Origin of the sequence: Pararobbsia alpina, assembly GCF_965118125.1 — a bacterium.
In the GTDB taxonomy this organism is placed as follows: Bacteria; Pseudomonadota; Gammaproteobacteria; order Burkholderiales; family Burkholderiaceae; genus Pararobbsia; species Pararobbsia alpina_A.
This window is the reverse complement of sequence record NZ_OZ221288.1, coordinates 76,071-95,465: the sequence shown is the minus strand read 5'-3', so window position 1 is coordinate 95,465 and position 19,395 is coordinate 76,071. Positions and strand designations below refer to the sequence as shown.

Here is a 19,395-nt window from a genome sequence, read left to right as displayed (position 1 = left end):
CCGAGGCGAAGACACGCCCCGGGACGGGATTCACCGAACGTCAGGCTGTGCCTTCCATCCATCGAGGATGGTCTTCGTCAGCGCGACATAGTCTTTGCTGAAATGGTGACCGCCGCTCGTACGCACGACGGCGACACCCGTTGCAGCAAGCGAAGGACACAGCGTGTCTTCTTCGTCCTGACCATAGATGCACTGCACGCGCGAAGCCGGCACCTTGGCGATTTCAGGCGCGACGTTGAGCGCCTTCTCGCTCGGCGGCAAACCGAGCCAGCCGCTCACGCGAATCTGGAAGTCCGCCGCGTGCGCGAATCCGAGCAGCGACATGAACGAGACTTTCTCGCGCAGCGCTTGCGGCAGGCGGTTGTAGGCGAATGGCATCACATCAGCGCCGAATGAATACCCGATCAGCGCGAAGTGGCGTGCGTGCCAGCGTGTCGAATAGCGATCGAGAATGCGGGCAAGATCGTGGCTGGTCTGCTCGGGCGACTTGGGCGTCCAGAAATACCGCAGGCTGTCGATGCCGATGACCGACACGCCCTGCTTCTGCAACGTTTCCGCAATCGTCTTGTCGAGATCGCGCCAGCCGCCGTCCCCCGAAATCACGACAGCGAGCATGTCGGTCGGGTGTGCGGCGGGAAGCTCGATCAGCGGCAGGTCCGCGACGCTGTCGGCACCGCTGTCGCGCTGCTGCAGATGCGGCTCCATCAGCGCGATCAGGCTGTCGACCGTCGTCGCGCCCTTGTCGAGCTTGTGCACCGCGACCGGGGGTCCTTTGGGCGGCTGAACCGGCTTGACTGACGTGCCTTCGGTGGCACCCAGCTCGAGAAACCCCGGCAGGCCCTTGCCACGGCTCAACGTCGGGTCGGGCGGGCACAGGTTGAATCGATCGTCGAGCGTGGTGTCCGGATCAATCGCGACGGCGCCCGCCAGCGTGTTGTCGGGAGCCTGCGCAAGCATGCGTTCGGCAAGCAGCGCGCCCTCACCGGTGCCCGCGAGAATCGGCGAGAAATACTGGCTCGATTCGACCTCCCGCTGCAGTTGATGGCTCACGTTCTCGGCGTCGCCGACGAGCGGGTGGCACTGTTCGCCGTGAATCTCAGCGAGCTTCGACGCGTAGCGCGGCATATCGACACCCACGACCATCGCGCCATTGCGTGCCAGTGCCTCGGCTGCGTCCTGGTCCGTGTGGCTCCAGCCCGTACGGCCCGAAAACAGCACGACAAAGCCGCGCAGGGTGCCGCTCGGGCGCACGAGCTCGACATCGCCATACCGGCCGCCCGACACCGTCTCGGCGTGCGCGAACGACATGGCGCCGAGCCACGCACCGGCCATGACAAGACCCGTCCCCAGGGCTTTGACTACTTTCATCCGTCTCTCCGCAAATCCCCGCTGAGCGGGGCGAATGGCGCGACATCGCGCGCAGCAAAAGCGCGTGGCACATACGCGTCGCGGGCGCGCGGCAAGCAGCCGCGCCGTCCGGCCGCAACGCTGAATGCGTCGCTTACGAGCGCCATCCTCCGGCCAACAACGACAAGTCGGCCAGGGTGAAAAATACGCCGACCGAGCCGGAAGCCGCGAGATAACGCGGTTCCCAGCGCGGCTGGAACTTGCTTTTGAATCCGCGCAAACCGCGGAAATTGTAGAACCTTCCGCCAAAACGCCAGACGAGGCTCGCCACGCGATGCCATGACGACGCGAGCGGCGTCGCATGCATGCCCGACAGCGGCGCAATGCCCAGGCTCAGGCTTTGGTATCCGCTCTCCTTCAGATGCAGGGCAAGCTTGGTGAACAGATACTCCATCGCGTACGGCGAGGCATCGGGCAAATGACGCATCACGCCGACGGTCGCTTCCGTCTTGAGGTCCGTCGTCATGAACGTGACGAACGCAGCCGGCACGCCATGGCGGCGGACCAGCATCACGGATTGCGCCGACAGGTACTCCGCCGTGAAGGCGGCCACCGAGAAGCTCTTCTCGCGCGCCGTACGACTCGACAGCCAGGCGTCCGAGATCTGCTTGAGCGCCGGCAACAATCCGACGATCGAGTGCCGTTCGACGATTTCCACGCTCAGGCCATCGCGTTCGCCTCGCTTGAGCGCGTAGCGCAGATGCGAACGATGCGGACCGACGAGTTCGAAGTCGTCGAGCGCGATATGCGCTTCCTCGCCGAGCTTCATCAACGACAAGCCGGCGTCGAGGTAGAGCGGCAATGCGTCGGCGCGGACCTGATAGAACGCTGCGCGTCCGCCGTGGGCGTGTGCAAGCGCAACGAATTTCGCGATCAGCGCCGGCCACTCTTCGGCGGCCCCGACCGGGTCGTGGAGCGCGGCCCACGTGCGGCCATGCTTGGCGTACATCAGAAACGCCTCGCGCGACTCCGAAAAGAGGAAGCTCTTGTCGCCCATCATGGCGAGGCCCGCATCGCTGCGCGCCTGCGCGAGGATGATGCGCTGGGCGTCGCGCAGGTCATCGTGATGCGGGGCGACAAAGCGCCCGGCCGACGGACGCAGCAGCTGCCCAAACGCAAACGCGAGGCCGACCAGCGCGGCGGCCAGCGTCGCACGCAAGGCGCGGGGTGCGCGCTCGTCGAACGCGAACTGCCACCAGAGGTCGTCACGGTACGGGACGTCGCGAAACGCGAAGAACAGCACCCAGAATGCGAGCGCAAGCACGATCGCCACACAGACGAGCCACAAGGCCGTGAACGGCTCGCCGAACAGCGACGATGTCTTGTCGAAGCGCTTGCGGGTCACGATCAGCAGCAGGATCAGCACGCCGAGCACACCGACTTCGACAAAGGCCAGGCCCTTGGCAAGCGACAGGACCAGGTTGGCGACGGCAACGGCCATCGTGATCCACCACGCCGCGTCGAGACGGCGCATCAGGCCGCGCGCGACGAACAGCAGCGCAACGCCGAACACGCTCGCGAGCAACTGCGAGCTTTCGAGCACCCAGAGCGGCACGACGGTCTGCAGGCACAGCAAACGGTAGCGAAACGCCGGCGTCGCGCCCGAAATCACGAGCATGCCGCCGACCACAAACGCAAAAATGCCGAGGAACAAGGGCACCAGCTGAAGCACCTGCTCGCGGCGCGACGCATCGAAGCGCGCGCTGAGCAGACGGCCTTCAAAACCGGCGAGCAGCCCGGCCGACAGAATCAGGGGGGCGCCAAAATAGATCGCACGGTAAGCCAGCAGCGCCGCGACCATTTCGGGTACGGGCACGCTGTGGCCGAGGGCGAACACCATGGCCGCCTCGAAAATACCGATGCCGCCGGGTGTGTGGCCGATCATGCCGAGCAGCATCGCCGCCGAGAACACGACCAGAAAGTGAACAAACCCGACATCGCCGTGCGGCAGCACCGCCCACAGCGCAAGCGCGGCGGCGATCACGTCGATCACGGCGAAGAAAACCTGAGCCAGCAGCACGGTGCGGCCCGGGATATCGACCGTGATCCAGCGCAGCTTGACGGCACGCGAGCGCGCGCCGCACCCGAGCGCGACGATCGCGGCGAACCCCGCCAGCGCCGACGCGCCGATGGTCTCGACGACCTTCTGCGGCAGGTGGAACATCGGGCTCAGCGTCGCGCCAGCCACTACCATGCCTGCGGCGGTCATCAAGGCGAGCGAGATGGCGAGCGTCACGCTCGTAAAGACGGTCAGCCGGCCCACCTGCGCCGGCGTAATGCCTGCCGTGCCATAGACACGGCAGCGGACCGCTCCGCCCGTCAGCGCGCCAAAGCCGGTCGCGTTGCCGAGTGCGGAACCGGCGGTCGCGCCGATCCAGAGCGGTGTGGCAGGAACCTTGGCCTCAATATGGCGCAGGCCGATGGCGTCGCGCGCCACGAGGGCCAGATAGCTGAGCACGGTCGCCGCAAGCGCCGCGCCCCAGGCCGACACCGGCAGGTGCATGACGCTATGGACGACGGAGTGATAGTCGATCGTCTTCGACAGATGCTGAAGGGCGACGAGCAGCAGCGCGCCGACCGCGAGCACGACGGCAGGTGCGACGAACCGGCGCCACTGCAACTTTGCGTTCCCTCGGGTTGCGCCCGTGGACGCCTGACTGACATTGTCTTCGTAATGCATGCTGAATCGGTAATCGGATGCCACAGCGGCGCCGCGGGCTCAGGCCCCGACCGACAGGTCGTCGGTCGTTTTACACGCCGTGGCTTACACGGCGATGTCGGCAAACGGGCGACTGCGAAAATACTTTCGCGCCGCTTTCTTTCTGCTTACTACAGGGCAGCAGGCTGTTTATCGGCATATCTGCGCCCGACTTAAGCGGCGCGCGTGCCGGTTGACAACCCTTTGTGGGACATCGCCCGGCGCGAGGGCCGGTATTTTACCGTGTTCCGCCGTGCTGCCCCGCTTACCTCCCCCTGCTCCGGCTTCGCGAACCGGCCGTGATTCCGATATGCCGCTTGCGGGACGGCCTCATGCCGGCCTTGCGCAGGCCTTGATCCAATCTCGTGCCGACCTTGTTTCAACCTTGTTTGACACTGCTTCGACCCTGTGCCGACCCTGTGTCGACCTCGAGTCACCCGTGATCTGGCGCAACTTTCCGCCGGAGCATTCACTCACCAAACCGCCGATCGCTGCCTTCGTGGTGCGAGGAACGTGTGGCCTCGCCAAAACGTTGACGTAAAGATTTCCGTTCCGCGCATCTTTTCACTCAACCCGCGATCCAAACCGGGACGCCTCCCGGCTTCGGAGGGACGCGTTGGGCGGCCGGTGCGCGCGCGTGGTAGCCTTCGTGGTTCAGCGCCCGTGTACGCGCGCTTGGTTCACATGGAAAAGCAGTGCCTGGAAAGATGAAAACTTCTGCGGAAACGGTAACGTCGTCGTCGGTCGCGTGCGGCGAACCGGATGTCAACGACTGTGTCACGCTGGTCGCCAAGGCCACGATCCCGACGCGCTACGGCACCTTCATGTCGTACTGCTATCGCGTCAAGGCGACGGACGCCGAGCATATTGCGTTTGTCATGGGCGACGTGTCGGGTGACGAGCCGGCGCTGATCCGGCTGCATTCGGAATGCGTCACCGGCGACGTATTCGGCTCGTACCGCTGCGATTGCGGTGAACAGCTCGATATGGCGCTGCATTACATCGCGGCCGAAGGCCGGGGGGTGCTACTGTATCTGCGCGGACACGAAGGCCGCGGCATCGGGCTCGCCAACAAGATCCGCGCGTACGCGCTGCAGGAACAAGGTTTCGACACCGTCGACGCCAATCTTCAGCTCGGCCTGCCCGATGACGCGCGTGAGTACGATTCGGCGGCCGCCATCGTGCGCGCACTCGGCATCAGCTCGGTGCGGCTGATGAGCAATAACCCGTCCAAATTCGATACGCTGCTCAAGCACGGCATCCCCGTGTGCGAGCGTGTGGCGCTGGCCATTCCCGTGCGCGAGGAAAACGAGCGTTACATCAAGACCAAACAAGCGCGCTTCGGTCATTACTTCGACGAAAACGAATAAGGCCGGATCCCGTCGGGTAACGTCAGATTAGGCGCGCCAGCCGGTCAACAACAAGAAACAAGATGAAAAACAAACGGGCCCCGCGGGGCCCGTTTTTTGTCAGTGCGCGCCGGCTGCCGCCGCCCCGCCCGCGCCGCCGCTGCGATACCGCTTGGTGATCCAGATCAGCGGAATGATCGCAAGAAAGATCAGCGACGACGCCCAGAACACATCGTCGAGCCCGAGCATCGCGGCCTGGGTGTCGACGCTGAGCCCGAACATGGCGCGCGCCGTCGCAGCCGGGACGTTGAACAGCGACTGCAAAGCCGACTGCCCCTGCGCGTAGTCGGGGTTGAATGCGTTGGCGACCTCGGTCAGGCGTTCGTGATGAAGAATCGTCCGGTTGTTCCATGCCGTGCCGGCGACCGAGGTGCCGATTGCGCCGCAGAAGATCCGCACGAAGTTCGACAGGCCCGCGGCAGCAGGAATCCGCTCGCCGGGCAGCCCTGACAGGATGATCGCCGTGAGCGGCGTGAAGAACAGCGCCATCGGGATGCCCTGCAGCAGCGTGGGCAACACCAGCGTCCACGTGTCGACGTAGACGTCGTAGCGCGAGCGCAGGAAAAACACGAAGGCGAAGCAGATGAACGCGACGGTCGCCATGATCCGCGTATCGGTCTTCGGCATGATCCGACCGATGATCGGCGCGAGAATCACGGCGAAGATGCCCAGCGGCGCCGTGACGAGGCCCGCGTCGACCGAGCGGTAACCGAGGTATTCCTGCATCCACTGCGGTAGGAGCACGAGGTTGCCGAAGAACACGGCATAGCCCACCGAAATCGCGATCGTGCCGCCGAGGAAATTGCGCCCCTTGAACAACGACAGGTCGACGATCGGGTGTGCCTCGGTCAGTTCCCAGATCACGAACGCCGCAAAACCGATCACGGCGACGATCGCCAGCACGACGATGGTCGTCGAGTTGAACCAGTCGAGATCGCGTCCCTTGTCGAGCATGATCTGCAGGGAGGCGACCCAGACGACCAGCAGGGCGAGGCCCACCGTATCGATCGGCAGCTTGCGCGTCATCGATTCGCGCTTGTGATAGATGCTCCACACGGTCGCAGCCGCAAAGACACCCACGGGAATGTTGATGTAGAAGATCCACGACCAGCTATAGCTGTCGGTAATCCAGCCACCGAGTGCCGGGCCCGCAATCGGTCCGACGACGGCCGTCATGGCCCAGAGCGACAGCGCCATCGACGCCTTCTCGCGCGGATACGAACCCAGCAGCACGGCCTGCGACAGTGGAATCAGCGGCCCCGCCACAATGCCCTGCAGCACGCGCGCAGCCAGCAGGACGGTCAGGTTCGGCGCAAGCCCGCATAGCCACGACGCGATCACAAACATCGCGATCGCGCCGACGAACAGGCGGATCTGGCCGAAGCGCTGGGTCAGCCAGCCAGTCAGCGGCACTGCGACGGCGTTGGACGCGGCAAACACCGTAATGACCCACGTGCCCTCGTCGATCGAAACGCCGAGATTGCCCGATATCGTCGGGATTGCGACGTTGGCAATCGACGAATCGAGCACAACCATGAATGTCGCGAGCGCGACGGCGAACGTGGCAAGCAGAAGCTGGCCGCCTTGAAGCGGCGGCGGTGCAGCGGGCGCGGCGGGCGAAGTCGGGGCGCTCAACGATGGATCCTCGGGTCTTGGGGCGCGCCGCGCGAACGCGGCGCGGCTGCGCTGAATGGGCAGCCTTGGCCGTGGATGCTACAACGGGACGCTCTTCGCTGCAGCGGATCGTCCGGCACGCGTGGCCGCCAGACACACCCGATGTCTCTAGCCGACCGACCCGATACACTCGATGCTCATGCGGCTCATGCGGCGGCGGATGCACGCACTACGCCACTACACAGGCAGGTCGGCACCCGCCGGCGTCTTCGAATGACCAGCGCGCCATTCGGTGAGCCACACCTGCAGACGCTCCGGCGACAACGGCCGGCTCACGAAGTAGCCCTGCGCAAGGTCGCAATCGAGCTGGCGCAACTGTTCGAGTGCCGATTGCGTTTCAACGCCCTCCGCGACCACCTTGAGCCCGAGGCTGTGCCCCAGCGCGATCGTCGAGCGGACGATGGTTTCGTCGTCACGGTCGTCCGTCATGCCCATCACGAACGACTTGTCGATCTTGATCTCGTGCACCGGCATCTTCTTCAGATACGCGAGCGACGAATAGCCGGTGCCGAAATCGTCGATCGAGAGGCGCAGCCCCATCGCATAGAGATCGTCGAGCGTGGACATTGCATGCACCGGATCGTCCATCACCGCGCTTTCCGTGATTTCAACCCAGATCCATTCGGGTTCGACACGATGCTTCTCGAGCAAGGTCGCGAAAGTCTGCGGCAAATCGGCGTTGATCAGATCGCGCGCCGACACATTGATCGACACATCGAGCTCGATGCCCGCCTTGCGCCATGCGGCACATTGTTCGAGCGCCTTGTTTGCGACCCAGCGCGACAGCACCTTGATATACCCGGTTTGCTCGGCGAACGGAATGAACTGATCCGGCGGCACGATGCCGCGCACGGGATGTTCCCAGCGCAGCAGGGCCTCGACGTAGCTCACGCGGCCACTCGTGAGGTCGACTTTGGGCTGGTAGTAGAGCGTCAGCTCGTCGCGCTCCACGGCCTGACGCAATTCACCCATCAGCGACAGGCGTTCAGGATTGTGCTGATCGTCGCCGGGGTGGTACACCGCGTAGCCCGCATTGCGCCGCTTGGCGGCATACATGGCGACGTCCGCACGACGCATCAGGGTGTAGAACGTGTCGCCGTCGTGTGGGAAACTCACAAGCCCGATGCTGACGCTGACATCGATGATCTGGCCTTCGATCACGATCGGCGTTTCGAGCGCATGCAGCAGCGCCGTGGCCTTGCGCTGCCCCACATCAAGACCATCGAACGGTAACAGGGCCGCGAACTCATCCCCGCCGAGCCGCGCAATGACGTCGCCGTCGTTGGCGAGCACCTTCCAGAAACGGAAAGCCACCTCGCGAAGCAACAAGTCGCCGATGTGATGCCCGAGCGAGTCGTTCACGTACTTGAACCGGTCGAGGTCCATCATCATGATCGACATCGGATGGCCCTGCACGCGTGCCTCGGCAAGCGCGGCCTCGACTGATGTGTTGAACTTGCCGCGGTTGGGCAGCCCGGTCAGCGTGTCTTCATAGGCGAGCAGCGAAATCTGCCGCTCGCGAATCGCAATGTCGTGCCGCATTCGCTCGAACGCATCGGCCAGCTCGCCGACTTCGCCATGCCTCGCGACCGGGGCTTCGGCATGGTAGTCGCCTCCACCGATCTGGCGCGCGAACCGCGTGAGATCGCGAATCGGTTCCGCAATGCTGCGCGCGGTGAACATGCCACCTGCGACGGAGATCGCGACACCGACAAGCGCGATGACCACAAGCGTCGATTGCAGATGGCGCAGCGGCGCCAGTGCGTCGTGCATCGAGCGTTGAAGCACCGCCACGATCGGCCGGCCGTCTGTCGCAATGACGAGCGCCTTGGTGCCGTAGTCCTCGCCATTGACTGAAACCACGGTCGGCAGGCCCGGAGACCTTGCAGTTCGCGACAACAACCGCGTCAGTGCGTCCGGCTCGGCACCCATGATCGAGGTTGCGAGCATCTGCCAGCGATTGTCTCCACCGAGCCCGAGGAAGGACACGTCGAGGCCGACCAGGCTCGCCTGTTCCCGCAGCATCACATCGGTGATGTTGAAGCCCATGACGACCCAGCCGATCGTCAGCGGCGCTTTCACCGGCACAGCCACCATTTCATAGACGCGCCCGTCGATCATGTCGATCGCACTCGCACTGCCATCGCGCGCGGCGCGGCTCACGAGCTTCGGAAACACGAGGCCTTCGAATGTATGGCTCGGTGGGTGCGTTTGCGCGACAAGCTTGCCGTCGAGGCCAATGAATTCGACCACGCCCGCATGCACGCGCTCGCCGTGATTCTCGAGCGCAGAACGCACGGTATTCACGTCGTCGCTCGCGACCGCGGCGCGAAAGCCGAAATCGGCCGCGATCACCTTGGCCGAATCGATGAGCTTGTCGCTGTTATTGCGCAGCGTCCGCTCGAACACGCGTTGCCCGACATCGAGTTGCTGATTGACCGTCGTACGCGAACTCGTGTGAATGACGCCGGTAATGACGACGAACACCGCAAGCTGAATCGCGAGCAGCAGCACGACAAATACCAGTGCGATTCGCGTACGTAGGCTATGCGCGCGCATGAACATGACTGGGCCGGTGCTCCGGGTTATTTGGGTTTGGTCTGCACCGTGACCTTGACATCGGCGTCGGCGTCGGTCGACAGCCGTGCTGACGGCAACGTGGTGGTATCGGCCATCTGATAGTGCCAGGCCCGGAACTCATAGTTGCCCGGCGGCAGGTTCTCGACACGCGCGATACCGTTCTGATCCGACTTGCCGAAGTACGGACTGTCGACCACGTAAACGTACGCGATCATCGAGTCGTGGATATTGCAGCCGAGCACAGCAAGGCCCGGCTTGTCGAACACGACCGGGTGCGACGGCACACCGCTGTACAGGTCGAGTTCAAAGGTCTTCGCCGGAGAGAACGAATAGACGTCGTGCTCGATATTGTCCTTGTTCGGGAACGAAACCGAGGTACCCGTCTGGATCACCGTGACGAGCGGAACGAACGTGCGTTTGACCTGGTCGATGACCGCTTCACCGGGGTGCGGTGTGGGCAGCTTGCCATTCAGGGGCACCGCATAGACGGCGGCGTCCGACAGTGCGTGGCCATCCTGGTCGAACACCTGAACCTTCACCGTCACCGCGATCGCTGTCTGCGCAAGCAGGGCCGCGGTCAATACGGTGCAGGCGCCAAGCGCCCGGCCTAAAGAAACCAATTTCATCGTGTCTCCGGACAATCAGGGTTGCTCGACGATCTGGCGATACATCGGCGCCAGCTTCGCAAGCAGTTTGTTCTGGGTGTGGAACGGAATGCCGTTCTCGTCCATCGACTTCTGCAAGTCCTCGACGAGTGCATTGAATGCCTCGGCGGTGATCTTCTCGCCCGCATGCGCGCGCTTCATTTCGCGCCCGGTGTAGGTACACGGGCCGCCGCTCAGCACGCAGAACTGCTCAACGAGCTTCTGCTTGATGCGCTTGATCGATGCGTTCTCGAAGTAAGGATTGGTGCGCGGGTCGGCGAGCACATGCGTCATCATGCCGTCGACGATCTTCACGAGACCAGGCCGGGCGCCGAGTGCCTGATACAGCGAATCGTCGACCTCAGCCGGCGCGCTCGAGGGTTGGGCACCAGACTGAGCCTGGGCCTGGGCCGGGTCCAGAGCCGGCGTTTGCCCCTGCCACTGCGTTTGTGCATGCACAGGCGCGCCCATCGTCAGCAGCATCCCGACGCCGGCCACGAGCCCCGCGCCAAGCGCGCGGACCACCCACGCGCGGATCTGGCGCGCGACGCGTCGCGCACGCTTGAACAGCAAGCGCGCATTCGCCGCACTCATCGCGGCTACGGGGTCAACAGGCGTCATCATGTCGGGCATCGCACTTACAAAATCACTCATCCAGGGAGACAGTCGATTCATTGCGCAATCGAAAACGTGCTGCCGATCGTGCCGTGAACGAGATCTGTCAACGTGGCCGTCAGAATCCCAACTGGCCCGATACGTAAAACCCATGCTGGTTACGGATCGTTGCGATGTCGCCAAGCTGCACATACGCAACGGTCAGCGACACATATTTATTCGGTTGCCACGCGACAAACGCGTCATACCAGTCCTGCTCACGTGCAAAGGACAGGTTGTCGGGCTTCATGCGGTACTCGGCGCCGATCGCGATCTGTTTCGACAGCAGATACGCAATCGAGGTCTCGAACTCCGGTCGATAGCTGTCGTTGCGATCGCCGCCAAAGCCGAGCAGCCCGAGCTGGTTGGCCTTCGTCAGGCGCAGCGTGCCGTTGATCAACAGGCTCTGAGCGAGCAGCAACTTGGTCGCTGAAATGTAGAAGTCCGTGCCCGAGTCGCTCTTCGCACCGATCGCTTCAACAATATTCGCGTTGTTGTTGTGCTTGTACTGGATGCCGACCGATACCTGCGGCCACCAGACGTCCTGGTCGAGTACCGCGTTGCCGAGCACGCGCACCTTCGCGCCGATGATGTCCTGCGAAAAACGATAGCCCTCGCCCAGTCCGAGCTCGGCGCCGACGTCGCGCGTATCGAATGACTGATGCGCGACGGAGAATTCGAATCGATCGGCAATGCCAAACAGACCGCCGACGCTGTTCAAGGCATACGCGCCCGATTTGACATACGTGTCGTGCACATTACCGCCGACCTGCCCTGCCGTTCCTTGTCCGCCGATCAGTGCCCATGGCGTGAGTCCGCCACCGGCTGCGCCGTCGATTTCCGATACGCCGCCCGTCAGCAGCAGCTTGCCGCCGGTCGATGCAACCTGCGCGCATGCCGATGCGCTCCAGACAACGCCGCAGGCAACGAGACACGCCGCGGCAATCGCACGCGGTGCATGCTTTGAATAGTCAAACATTGGACAGGAAACCCGAGAACGCCTCGTGCCGCGAGATGCGCGAGGCCTAGTCGTGATATCGGCGATGCACCGGGTTTCTTGAACAGGGGAAAAGCCTGAGACGGGCGTGGAAAGACGCTGGTGGCCGGGGCATGCGACGCTGGAGGGAGGCGGGTTGCCGCCGTGTCCGGATATCGAATAGCTCACGCCGTGAGACGATCTGCCGCCTCGCCGCGTCGGCGCGACATCGCTGCGATTTGTCAGCGGAATGCGCCGACGTCACGCAGATCGCCGACGCGCTGACAACCCCACAACGACAACGTGGACATCAACCTCGATGTCCACGTTAAAAAAATCTAGAGGCGACGCTCCAGCACGCCTCGGCTACACCGTGCCGACGGTGCGCCGGCGAAACAATGCGCGCGCAACACGTCCGAGGACTGTACGCACCTTGCGAACCGTTTCAAGCCGCGTCGCATCGGTCGTGCGAACGCGATAAGTACGGGAAAACGAACGCTGAGCAATCGTGCACATGGCAGCAGCCTCCTCGAACGTTGACGTTAAGCCGCTTCGCAAACGCGAGTTTCTGCTGCTTGCTGTTGTTGCTGCTGCGGCCGTTGAGCCTGACGCAGCGCCGTGCGAGCCTGCGTACGGTATGCAAACGGATGCCACGTCGTTTCAGTGGGACCCAGCTCGTCGAGCGATGAATACGATCCAAGCGGTGCGAAGTCGGACATGATGAACTCCCGATAACTTTCGCGTGACCGGCGCTGTCGGGATGCAGTGCATCCGAGAGAAAACGCCGCCACGCATTGCCTTGCCGGGTCTGCGGGTATCGCAAACGACCCTTCATGGGTTCCAAAGATAACGGGGCACACGATGTGAATAAACCACCCGGCGATGAATACATTGATGCCACGGCGTGAATAATGCGGCAAAAGCAGCCCCGTCTACCGGGTTAACGGTCGGCGGCGATATCCCTTGAGTCCCTTGCCAGACGGACGATTGCGGCAGATTTGACCGGTCTCGCACATGCAGTATCGACGGACGGCGAAACGCGCCGATTCCACGTCATTCGTGAAAAAGCCTTCATTCGGGCGTTCATCCAATGTCATCGACCGGACCCTCGACAAGGGTCTTGAAAGCCCCGTTCTGCGTTTCTTGGTATCATGCGCGGGCATCCAGAGTCGGCGAGCAGGTTCGCCGACGCCAACCTGCCCTCCCGGGCAAGGTGGCGGCCAGTCATGGCGATGCGGCCGATTGTCGGCAACGAAACGGGAACAGCTTGGCTCGCACCGGTTCGTGATGATCTAACCGGATATCGAGAATGCAAGCATCGAACGCTTCCACGCCCGCTTCAAATTCTGCAGCACATCCCGCTTCAGGTCCTGCGTCACGTCCTGCTTCACACTCCGCAGCACGTTCCGCTTCACATCCCGGTTCACACCCCGCGTCAGATCCATGTCGCGCGAACGCGCAGCCCTCGTCCAGCGATATCGGCGCGCTGTTTCCGGGTTCGCAACTGAGCCACGTCTTGCATGTGGTGACCGAGCCCAACGTCGCTGCGGTCAGCAGCGTGATCGAATGTCTTGAATCCGAGCCTTCGTCGCCGATCGATATTCAGAGCTTCCACGTGCGCCGCCTGCCCGGCGCGTTCGACCAGCGCATCTGCGTGCAGGGCATCGATGAAACACACGCCCGGCACATTCGCGAGCGTCTCGAGCAACTGCAAGCCGTCGAACGTGTGCGACTCGAACATCAGGTGCGCGTCGTCCGCGGCGTCGAATAACCCTGGTTGGAAGATGGCGACCGCGTAACGTTGAGTCAGCGCCGCCGATTCAGTCGCGGCACTTTCATGGCGGTCACTCATAGCGGTAACTCGATGGCGGTACCGCTGTGACGGCGACGTGGTGGTGATGATTGCTGGTTTCTATGCAAACCATTCGAACAATCAATATGACGTGAGCAGGGTCTTTTTGTGAGAATCGATTCCAGCGAATGACGCAGGACCGATGACATGAGTCACGGCGATTGCGTCGAACGAATCCGATTCTCAGAGAGGGCACCATGAAACGACTGCACACTTCCGCCATGCGCTCGCCTGCACCCGCGCACTCGCAGTGGTCGACACTGCGTACGCTGCTGACCGAACTGCTTGCACATCGCGCCCGCGCTTCGTAACCCGACGCGGCGCGTACGACGCAGCGCTCCATAAGGGCGCTGCGTCTCGTGCATTCGGTCTGTAGCGGTGCACGGACTGCGCCGATGCTATATGCTCTGAGCGTCCGTCCGGCTTCCGGACAGCAGCACTTGTGCGCGCTGCAGCTGCGCCCTCGCCCGAAGCCCATGCCGATCGCCGCGCGGCATCTACGCATGTGATGCAACGCCGCGCAGGCACCCCGACCACGAGGTGGCTGCATGACGCTGGCTTCAGGCCCCGCCGTACTCGACCTGATCGGTCACACCCCGCTCGTTCGCGTAACACGCTTCGATACCGGCCCATGCACCCTGATGCTCAAGCTCGAGTCACAGAACCCGGGCGGCTCGATCAAGGACCGCATCGGTGTCGCGATGATCGAAGCGGCCGAGCGCGACGGCCGGCTCAAACCGGGCGGCACGGTCGTCGAAGCCACGGCGGGCAACACCGGGCTCGGCCTGGCCCTCGTCGCACGCGCGAAGGGTTATCGCATCGTGCTCGTGGTGCCCGACAAGATGTCGACCGAGAAGGTGCTGCATCTCAAGGCCATCGGCGCCGAGGTGCATATGACGCGCTCCGATGTCGGCAAGGGCCACCCCGAGTACTACCAGGACTACGCCGCGCGCATCGCAGCGGGCATCGATGGCGCGTTCTTCGCTGATCAATTCAACAACGCCGACAATCCCCGCGCCCATGAAGAAGGCACCGCGCCAGAGATCTGGGAACAGACGGGCCACGACGTCGACGCGATCGTCGTGGGTGTCGGTTCCTCAGGCACGCTGACCGGCCTCACGCGATACTTTCGCAAGGTCCAGCCTCAGCTTGAATTTGTGCTCGCCGACCCGGCGGGATCGGTGCTCGCCGAATACATTCGCAGCGGCAAGGTCGGCCAGGCCGGTTCGTGGGCCGTCGAAGGCATTGGCGAAGACTTCATCCCCGGCATCGCTGACCTGAGCGGCGTGCGCAGTGCCTATTCGATTTCCGATGAAGAGAGCTTTGGCACGGCGCGCGAACTGTTGCGCCGCGAAGGCATCCTGGGTGGTTCGTCAACCGGAACCTTGTTTGCGGCCGCCTTGCGCTACTGCCGCGAACAGACCGAACCGAAGCGCGTGGTGACCTTTGTCTGCGATACCGGCACGCGCTATCTCTCGAAGGTCTACAACGACAACTGGATGATCGATCACGGCCTGCTCGAGCGGCACCACTATGGCGATCTGCGCGACCTGATTTCGCGTCGCTTCGAAGAAGGCAGCGTGCTGAGTGTCGGCGAGGCCGATACACTTCTGACCGTGTTCCAGCGCATGCGGCAACTCGATGTGTCTCAGTTGCCCGTGCTCGACAGCCAGCATCGCGTGATCGGCGTCATCGACGAATCCGATCTGCTGCTTTACGTGCAGGCACACCGCGACCGTTTCCAGGCACCCGTCTCCGCGGCGATGACGCGCGCGCCGCAGACACTGCCGCCTGCCGCGAGCCTGGCTGAACTCAGCGCCCTGCTCAACACAGGGCTCGTAGCCATCATTTCGGACGATAGCGGGTTTCATGGCCTGATCACCCGCATCGACCTGCTCAATCATTTGAGGAGAACACTCGCGTGACTGACGATACCCGTACCCCGCTCGGCTTTGCGACTCGCGTGATCCATGCGGGCCAGGCGCCCGACCCGAGCACCGGCGCCATCATGCCGCCGATCTATGCCACCTCGACCTATGTGCAAAGCAGCCCGGGCGTGCACAAGGGCTACGACTACGCGCGATCGCACAACCCGACGCGCTTCGCCCTCGAACGCTGCGTCGCCGATCTCGAGGGCGGTGCGGCAGCCTTTGCGTTTGCGTCGGGCCTCGCCGCGATTTCGACGACGCTCGAGTTGCTCGACAGCGGTTCGCATATCGTGTCGAGCCATGATCTCTATGGCGGAAGCTTCCGCCTGTTCGAGCGCGTGCGCCGTCGCAGCGCCGGCCACGACTTCACGTTTGTCGACTTGTCGAACCTCGCCGAACTCGAAGCCGCGTTAAAACCCAACACGCGGATGATCTGGATCGAGACGCCGACCAATCCGCTTCTGCGTCTGTGCGATCTCGAAGCGATCGCCAAGCTTGCGCGCGAACGCGGCATCATCACCGTCGCGGACAATACGTTTGCAAGCCCCTATGTGCAGCGTCCGCTCGAATTGGGCATCGATATCGTCGTGCATTCGACGACCAAGTATTTGAATGGCCACTCTGACGTGATCGGTGGCATTGCGATCGTCGGCGGCGCGCCGCATCTGAGCGAACTTCGTGAGCGCCTTGGGTTTCTTCAGAATTCGATCGGCGCGATTTCCGGTCCGTTCGACAGTTTCCTGACCTTGCGTGGCGTGAAGACACTGGCACTGCGCATGGAACGCCATTGCTCGAACGGGCTCGCACTTGCGACGTGGCTCGAGAAGCAGCCCAAGGTCAACGCGGTTCACTACCCGGGTCTGGCCTCACATCCGCAGCATGCGTTGGCGAAGAAGCAGATGCGCGGGTTTGGCGGCATGATCTCGATGGATCTCGATACCGATCTCGCCGGCGCGCGGCGCTTTCTTGAAGCGGTGAAAATCTTTTCGCTCGCCGAAAGTCTCGGCGGTGTCGAAAGCCTGATCGAACATCCGGCGATCATGACGCACGCGACGATTCCCGAGAAAACGCGCGCGGCGCTCGGTATCGGCGACGGGCTGGTTCGCATGTCGGTGGGCGTCGAGGACATCGTCGATCTCGAGGCCGATCTCGCCAACGCTTTCGCTGCGATCTGAGCGCGCCGACGCGCATTCACGCGATCGGCGCGCGTCCATCGAAGAGCCTAGAGCAACGGTTTCTCGATGCTGGCCGCAGCATCGTCGTCATACGGTCCTTCATCGCCGAGCCAGTACGGACGGCGATGATAGTACTCGTGGACCGAGGTGCCCCACTGCGCGTCGGCCATCGACGGCCAGTGGTCCTTGTCGAAGCCCGGTGCGTTCTTGATGGCTTCGGCATCGACGTCGAGCCTGAAGCACTTCTCGTCCGTATCGAGCGTCAATGCGGACCAGGGAATGGCGTGCAGATCGTCACCCATGCCGAGAAAGCCGCCGCTCGACAGCACCGCATACGCGATATAGCCGCCCCGGACATCGAGCATGATGTCCGAGATCTTGCCGATATGCTGGCCATCCGAAGTGAGCACCTTGTTGCCGTCGAGCGTTGCCGCAGCCATCACATCCGGACCCGGACCTTCGCCGGTGCCCATGCCGATAATGCGCGCGCCACCCGTCGTACCGCCTGCCTGCGTTCTAGGATTCATTGAGCCCATGATCGTCTCCTGGACAACGTGATAGGACCCTTCCTAGTGCAAGCGATGTGCCACGCGAACGCCAACCTCTCAGCTGAGCTCGAGCGCGTGAGTCAGGTCGCCAAACGGTGCCTGACCACGTGCGATACGTGCTGCATCACGCGAGCGCACGCCGTCGAGCGGCTCAAGATCGTAGACGCGGCTGATGAGTCGCAAGATCGAGTTCGTGTCGTAGATCGTGTGATCGACAAAACCTTTTTTCGCGAACGGCGAGATCACTAGAGCGGGAATTCGCGAACCCGGTCCCCAACGATCGCCTTCGGGTGGCGTCACGGGGTCCCACCATCCGCCGTTCTCGTCATGCGTGATGACCACGACCATGCCGCCCCACTGCGGTCCCTTCTCGAGATGCGCAATGATGTTGGCGATGTGGCGATCACCCGACGCGACGTCGGCGTAGCCCGCGTGCATGTTCAGATTTCCTTGCGGCTTGTAAAACGTGACAGCGGGCAAGCTGCCGGCATCAATATCGGCGAGAAACTTGTTCGTTGAAGGATCGTCGCCGACACCACCATCGCGCAGATGCGTACGACCTGTCGTACCCGGCGCATACGCGCGGAAATAGTTGAACGGCTGATGATGGAACTGGAAGTTCGGTACCGAGCCACTCTCGTGATGGGTCAGCGCGTCTTGCCATGCGCCCGCATACCAGGCCCACGAAATCTGCCGTGCTGTCAGTCGATCGCCGATCGTGTCGTAGGACTGCGGCGGCAACACGGACGCATTGGCCGGATCGGCCAGCATGGGATCGCCACCGGGCGCCGGCGCGACAAAGCTCGGCTGATACGGCGGCGCGACTGTGTTCACCGCATAGCCATCGGGCGTGTAGGCGCCGTCCTTCACGTAGACCGGCGGACCGTCGAGCGCCGACTTCGGCGAATTCGGCGCGACTTGCAACCGCGTGCCGGTCGGATCGTCGCCTACGATCACGGAAACCTGCTTCTTCGCTGGCGAGTTGAACACGTCGGGGTGACGCGGCGTCTGCCCCGAGATCAGGTAGATATGGTTGAGCCATGAACCGCCGAAGGCCGCCATGAAGAAGTTGTCGCACAGCGTGTACTTCTGCGCGACACCCCAGAGCTGAAGCGAAGACGCGTCGTTGCGATAGTGGCCCATGACGAGGCCGCCGGAATCGGCCCACGCAACGAACTGATTGTTCTTGCCCGCGTTGATCTGCATCTGGTTCTGATAGAAACGATGCACGAGATCGCGCGTGATGACCGTTTGCGGCAATGGCGTGCCCGTCTCATCGCTGATGCGAAACGGCGCGTTCGGCAAGTTCGTGATCTGATCTTCCGCGATCACATAGTTCCGACCGTCGATGGTCTGCGCCTGCGGGACGAGGCCGCCCCAGAACTTCGGCAACGCATCGAGCGTGGTCTCGCCATCGCGGTCGTACTGAGTGAAGCGCGCGGTCGGAACGTGGTCGAGGGGTGTCTGGACGCCGGGGAAGTTGCCGTACAGGTTCGTGAAGCTCCGGTTCTCGGCGTAGATCACGACGATATTGCGGACCTTTTCCCGAAGCTTTTGTGTGACCGCGGAGGCGTTGGGCTCAGGGGTCGCAGCCTGAGATGTCTTCAGCGTGTCGCAGCCGGCGACGACCCATGTCGCGCCGACGGCCGCGAGCCCGCCTAACAGACGCCGTCGCGCCGGGTCGGCCGGCTGATCGCCATCGCGCGTCGCTTCAACGGGAAGGTCGTGGCTGCGTTCGTCGTTCGTATCGTCGTGGCGGCTCATGGGCGATCCCCGTGCGCGAAGTGGCGAAGAGCGTCAGGCTACGGGGATCGTCATGACAGCGCAACCTCGGCGCAGTACGGCCGCGT

14 protein-coding genes and 1 riboswitch are annotated in these 19,395 nt (G+C 63.1%); of the genes, 4 read left to right on the top strand and 10 right to left on the bottom strand.

The window, feature by feature from the left end; translation table 11 throughout:
• Nucleotides 1–30: 30 nt before the first annotated feature.
• Complete coding sequence (locus ACMFWR_RS18930) at nt 31–1,368, bottom strand: virulence factor family protein (RefSeq protein ID WP_413196235.1); 1,338 nt, start codon at nt 1,366–1,368, stop codon at nt 31–33.
• Nucleotides 1,369–1,501: 133 nt separating this feature from the next.
• Nucleotides 1,502–4,087: a bifunctional lysylphosphatidylglycerol flippase/synthetase MprF gene (mprF, locus tag ACMFWR_RS18925; protein WP_413196234.1), complete on the bottom strand. Its 2,586-nt coding sequence runs from the start codon at nt 4,085–4,087 to the stop codon at nt 1,502–1,504.
• Between the two features lie 725 nt (nt 4,088–4,812).
• Between mprF and ribA the strand changes: the two genes are divergently transcribed.
• Entirely contained in the window at nt 4,813–5,475 is a 663-nt protein-coding gene (ribA, locus tag ACMFWR_RS18920; protein WP_413196233.1) for a GTP cyclohydrolase II, read from the top strand.
• A gap of 99 nt (nt 5,476–5,574) precedes the next feature.
• Here the strand turns inward: ribA and ACMFWR_RS18915 are convergent, their stop codons facing one another.
• The 6 genes from ACMFWR_RS18915 to ACMFWR_RS18890 form a co-directional block, all read right to left on the bottom strand.
• On the bottom strand, nt 5,575–7,149 hold the full coding sequence (locus ACMFWR_RS18915) for a DHA2 family efflux MFS transporter permease subunit (protein WP_413196232.1): 1,575 nt from the start codon (nt 7,147–7,149) through the stop codon (nt 5,575–5,577).
• Nucleotides 7,150–7,365: 216 nt separating this feature from the next.
• On the bottom strand, nt 7,366–9,753 hold the full coding sequence (locus ACMFWR_RS18910; protein WP_413196231.1) for a putative bifunctional diguanylate cyclase/phosphodiesterase: 2,388 nt from the start codon (nt 9,751–9,753) through the stop codon (nt 7,366–7,368).
• 20 nt (nt 9,754–9,773) lie between these two features.
• Complete coding sequence (locus ACMFWR_RS18905; protein ID WP_413196230.1) at nt 9,774–10,394, bottom strand: methylamine utilization protein; 621 nt, start codon at nt 10,392–10,394, stop codon at nt 9,774–9,776.
• Nucleotides 10,395–10,409: 15 nt separating this feature from the next.
• A complete protein-coding gene (locus ACMFWR_RS18900; RefSeq protein WP_413196229.1) occupies nt 10,410–11,087 on the bottom strand; it encodes a group I truncated hemoglobin in 678 nt (225 codons plus the stop codon).
• 58 nt (nt 11,088–11,145) lie between these two features.
• Nucleotides 11,146–12,045 carry a DUF3034 family protein gene (locus ACMFWR_RS18895; protein ID WP_413196228.1) on the bottom strand — a complete coding sequence of 300 codons (900 nt, stop codon included), beginning with the start codon at nt 12,043–12,045 and terminating at the stop codon, nt 11,146–11,148.
• Between the two features lie 539 nt (nt 12,046–12,584).
• The gene (locus ACMFWR_RS18890) at nt 12,585–12,761 is read right to left on the bottom strand and encodes a hypothetical protein (protein WP_413196227.1); all 177 of its coding nucleotides are present in this window, start codon (nt 12,759–12,761) and stop codon (nt 12,585–12,587) included.
• A 435-nt stretch (nt 12,762–13,196) separates the two neighbouring features.
• A riboswitch (SAM-I-IV-variant riboswitch) is annotated at nt 13,197–13,308 on the top strand.
• A 250-nt stretch (nt 13,309–13,558) separates the two neighbouring features.
• Here ACMFWR_RS18890 and ACMFWR_RS18885 point away from each other — a divergent pair.
• The 3 genes from ACMFWR_RS18885 (at nt 13,559) to ACMFWR_RS18875 (ending at nt 16,997) form a co-directional block, all read left to right on the top strand.
• Nucleotides 13,559–13,813: a hypothetical protein gene (locus tag ACMFWR_RS18885; protein WP_413196226.1), complete on the top strand. Its 255-nt coding sequence runs from the start codon at nt 13,559–13,561 to the stop codon at nt 13,811–13,813.
• A 629-nt stretch (nt 13,814–14,442) separates the two neighbouring features.
• Nucleotides 14,443–15,819, top strand: coding sequence for a pyridoxal-phosphate dependent enzyme (locus ACMFWR_RS18880; protein WP_413196225.1), 1,377 nt, complete (start codon nt 14,443–14,445; stop codon nt 15,817–15,819).
• Nucleotides 15,816–16,997 carry a trans-sulfuration enzyme family protein gene (locus ACMFWR_RS18875; RefSeq protein WP_413196224.1) on the top strand — a complete coding sequence of 394 codons (1,182 nt, stop codon included), beginning with the start codon at nt 15,816–15,818 and terminating at the stop codon, nt 16,995–16,997. The genes ACMFWR_RS18880 and ACMFWR_RS18875 overlap by 4 nt, the downstream gene beginning before the upstream one ends.
• A gap of 47 nt (nt 16,998–17,044) precedes the next feature.
• Here the strand turns inward: ACMFWR_RS18875 and ACMFWR_RS18870 are convergent, their stop codons facing one another.
• Together ACMFWR_RS18870 and ACMFWR_RS18865 are read right to left on the bottom strand one after the other, a co-directional pair.
• A complete protein-coding gene (locus tag ACMFWR_RS18870; RefSeq protein WP_413196223.1) occupies nt 17,045–17,533 on the bottom strand; it encodes a PRC-barrel domain-containing protein in 489 nt (162 codons plus the stop codon).
• A 69-nt stretch (nt 17,534–17,602) separates the two neighbouring features.
• A complete protein-coding gene (locus ACMFWR_RS18865; RefSeq protein ID WP_413196222.1) occupies nt 17,603–19,309 on the bottom strand; it encodes an acid phosphatase in 1,707 nt (568 codons plus the stop codon).
• Nucleotides 19,310–19,395 lie beyond the last annotated feature (86 nt).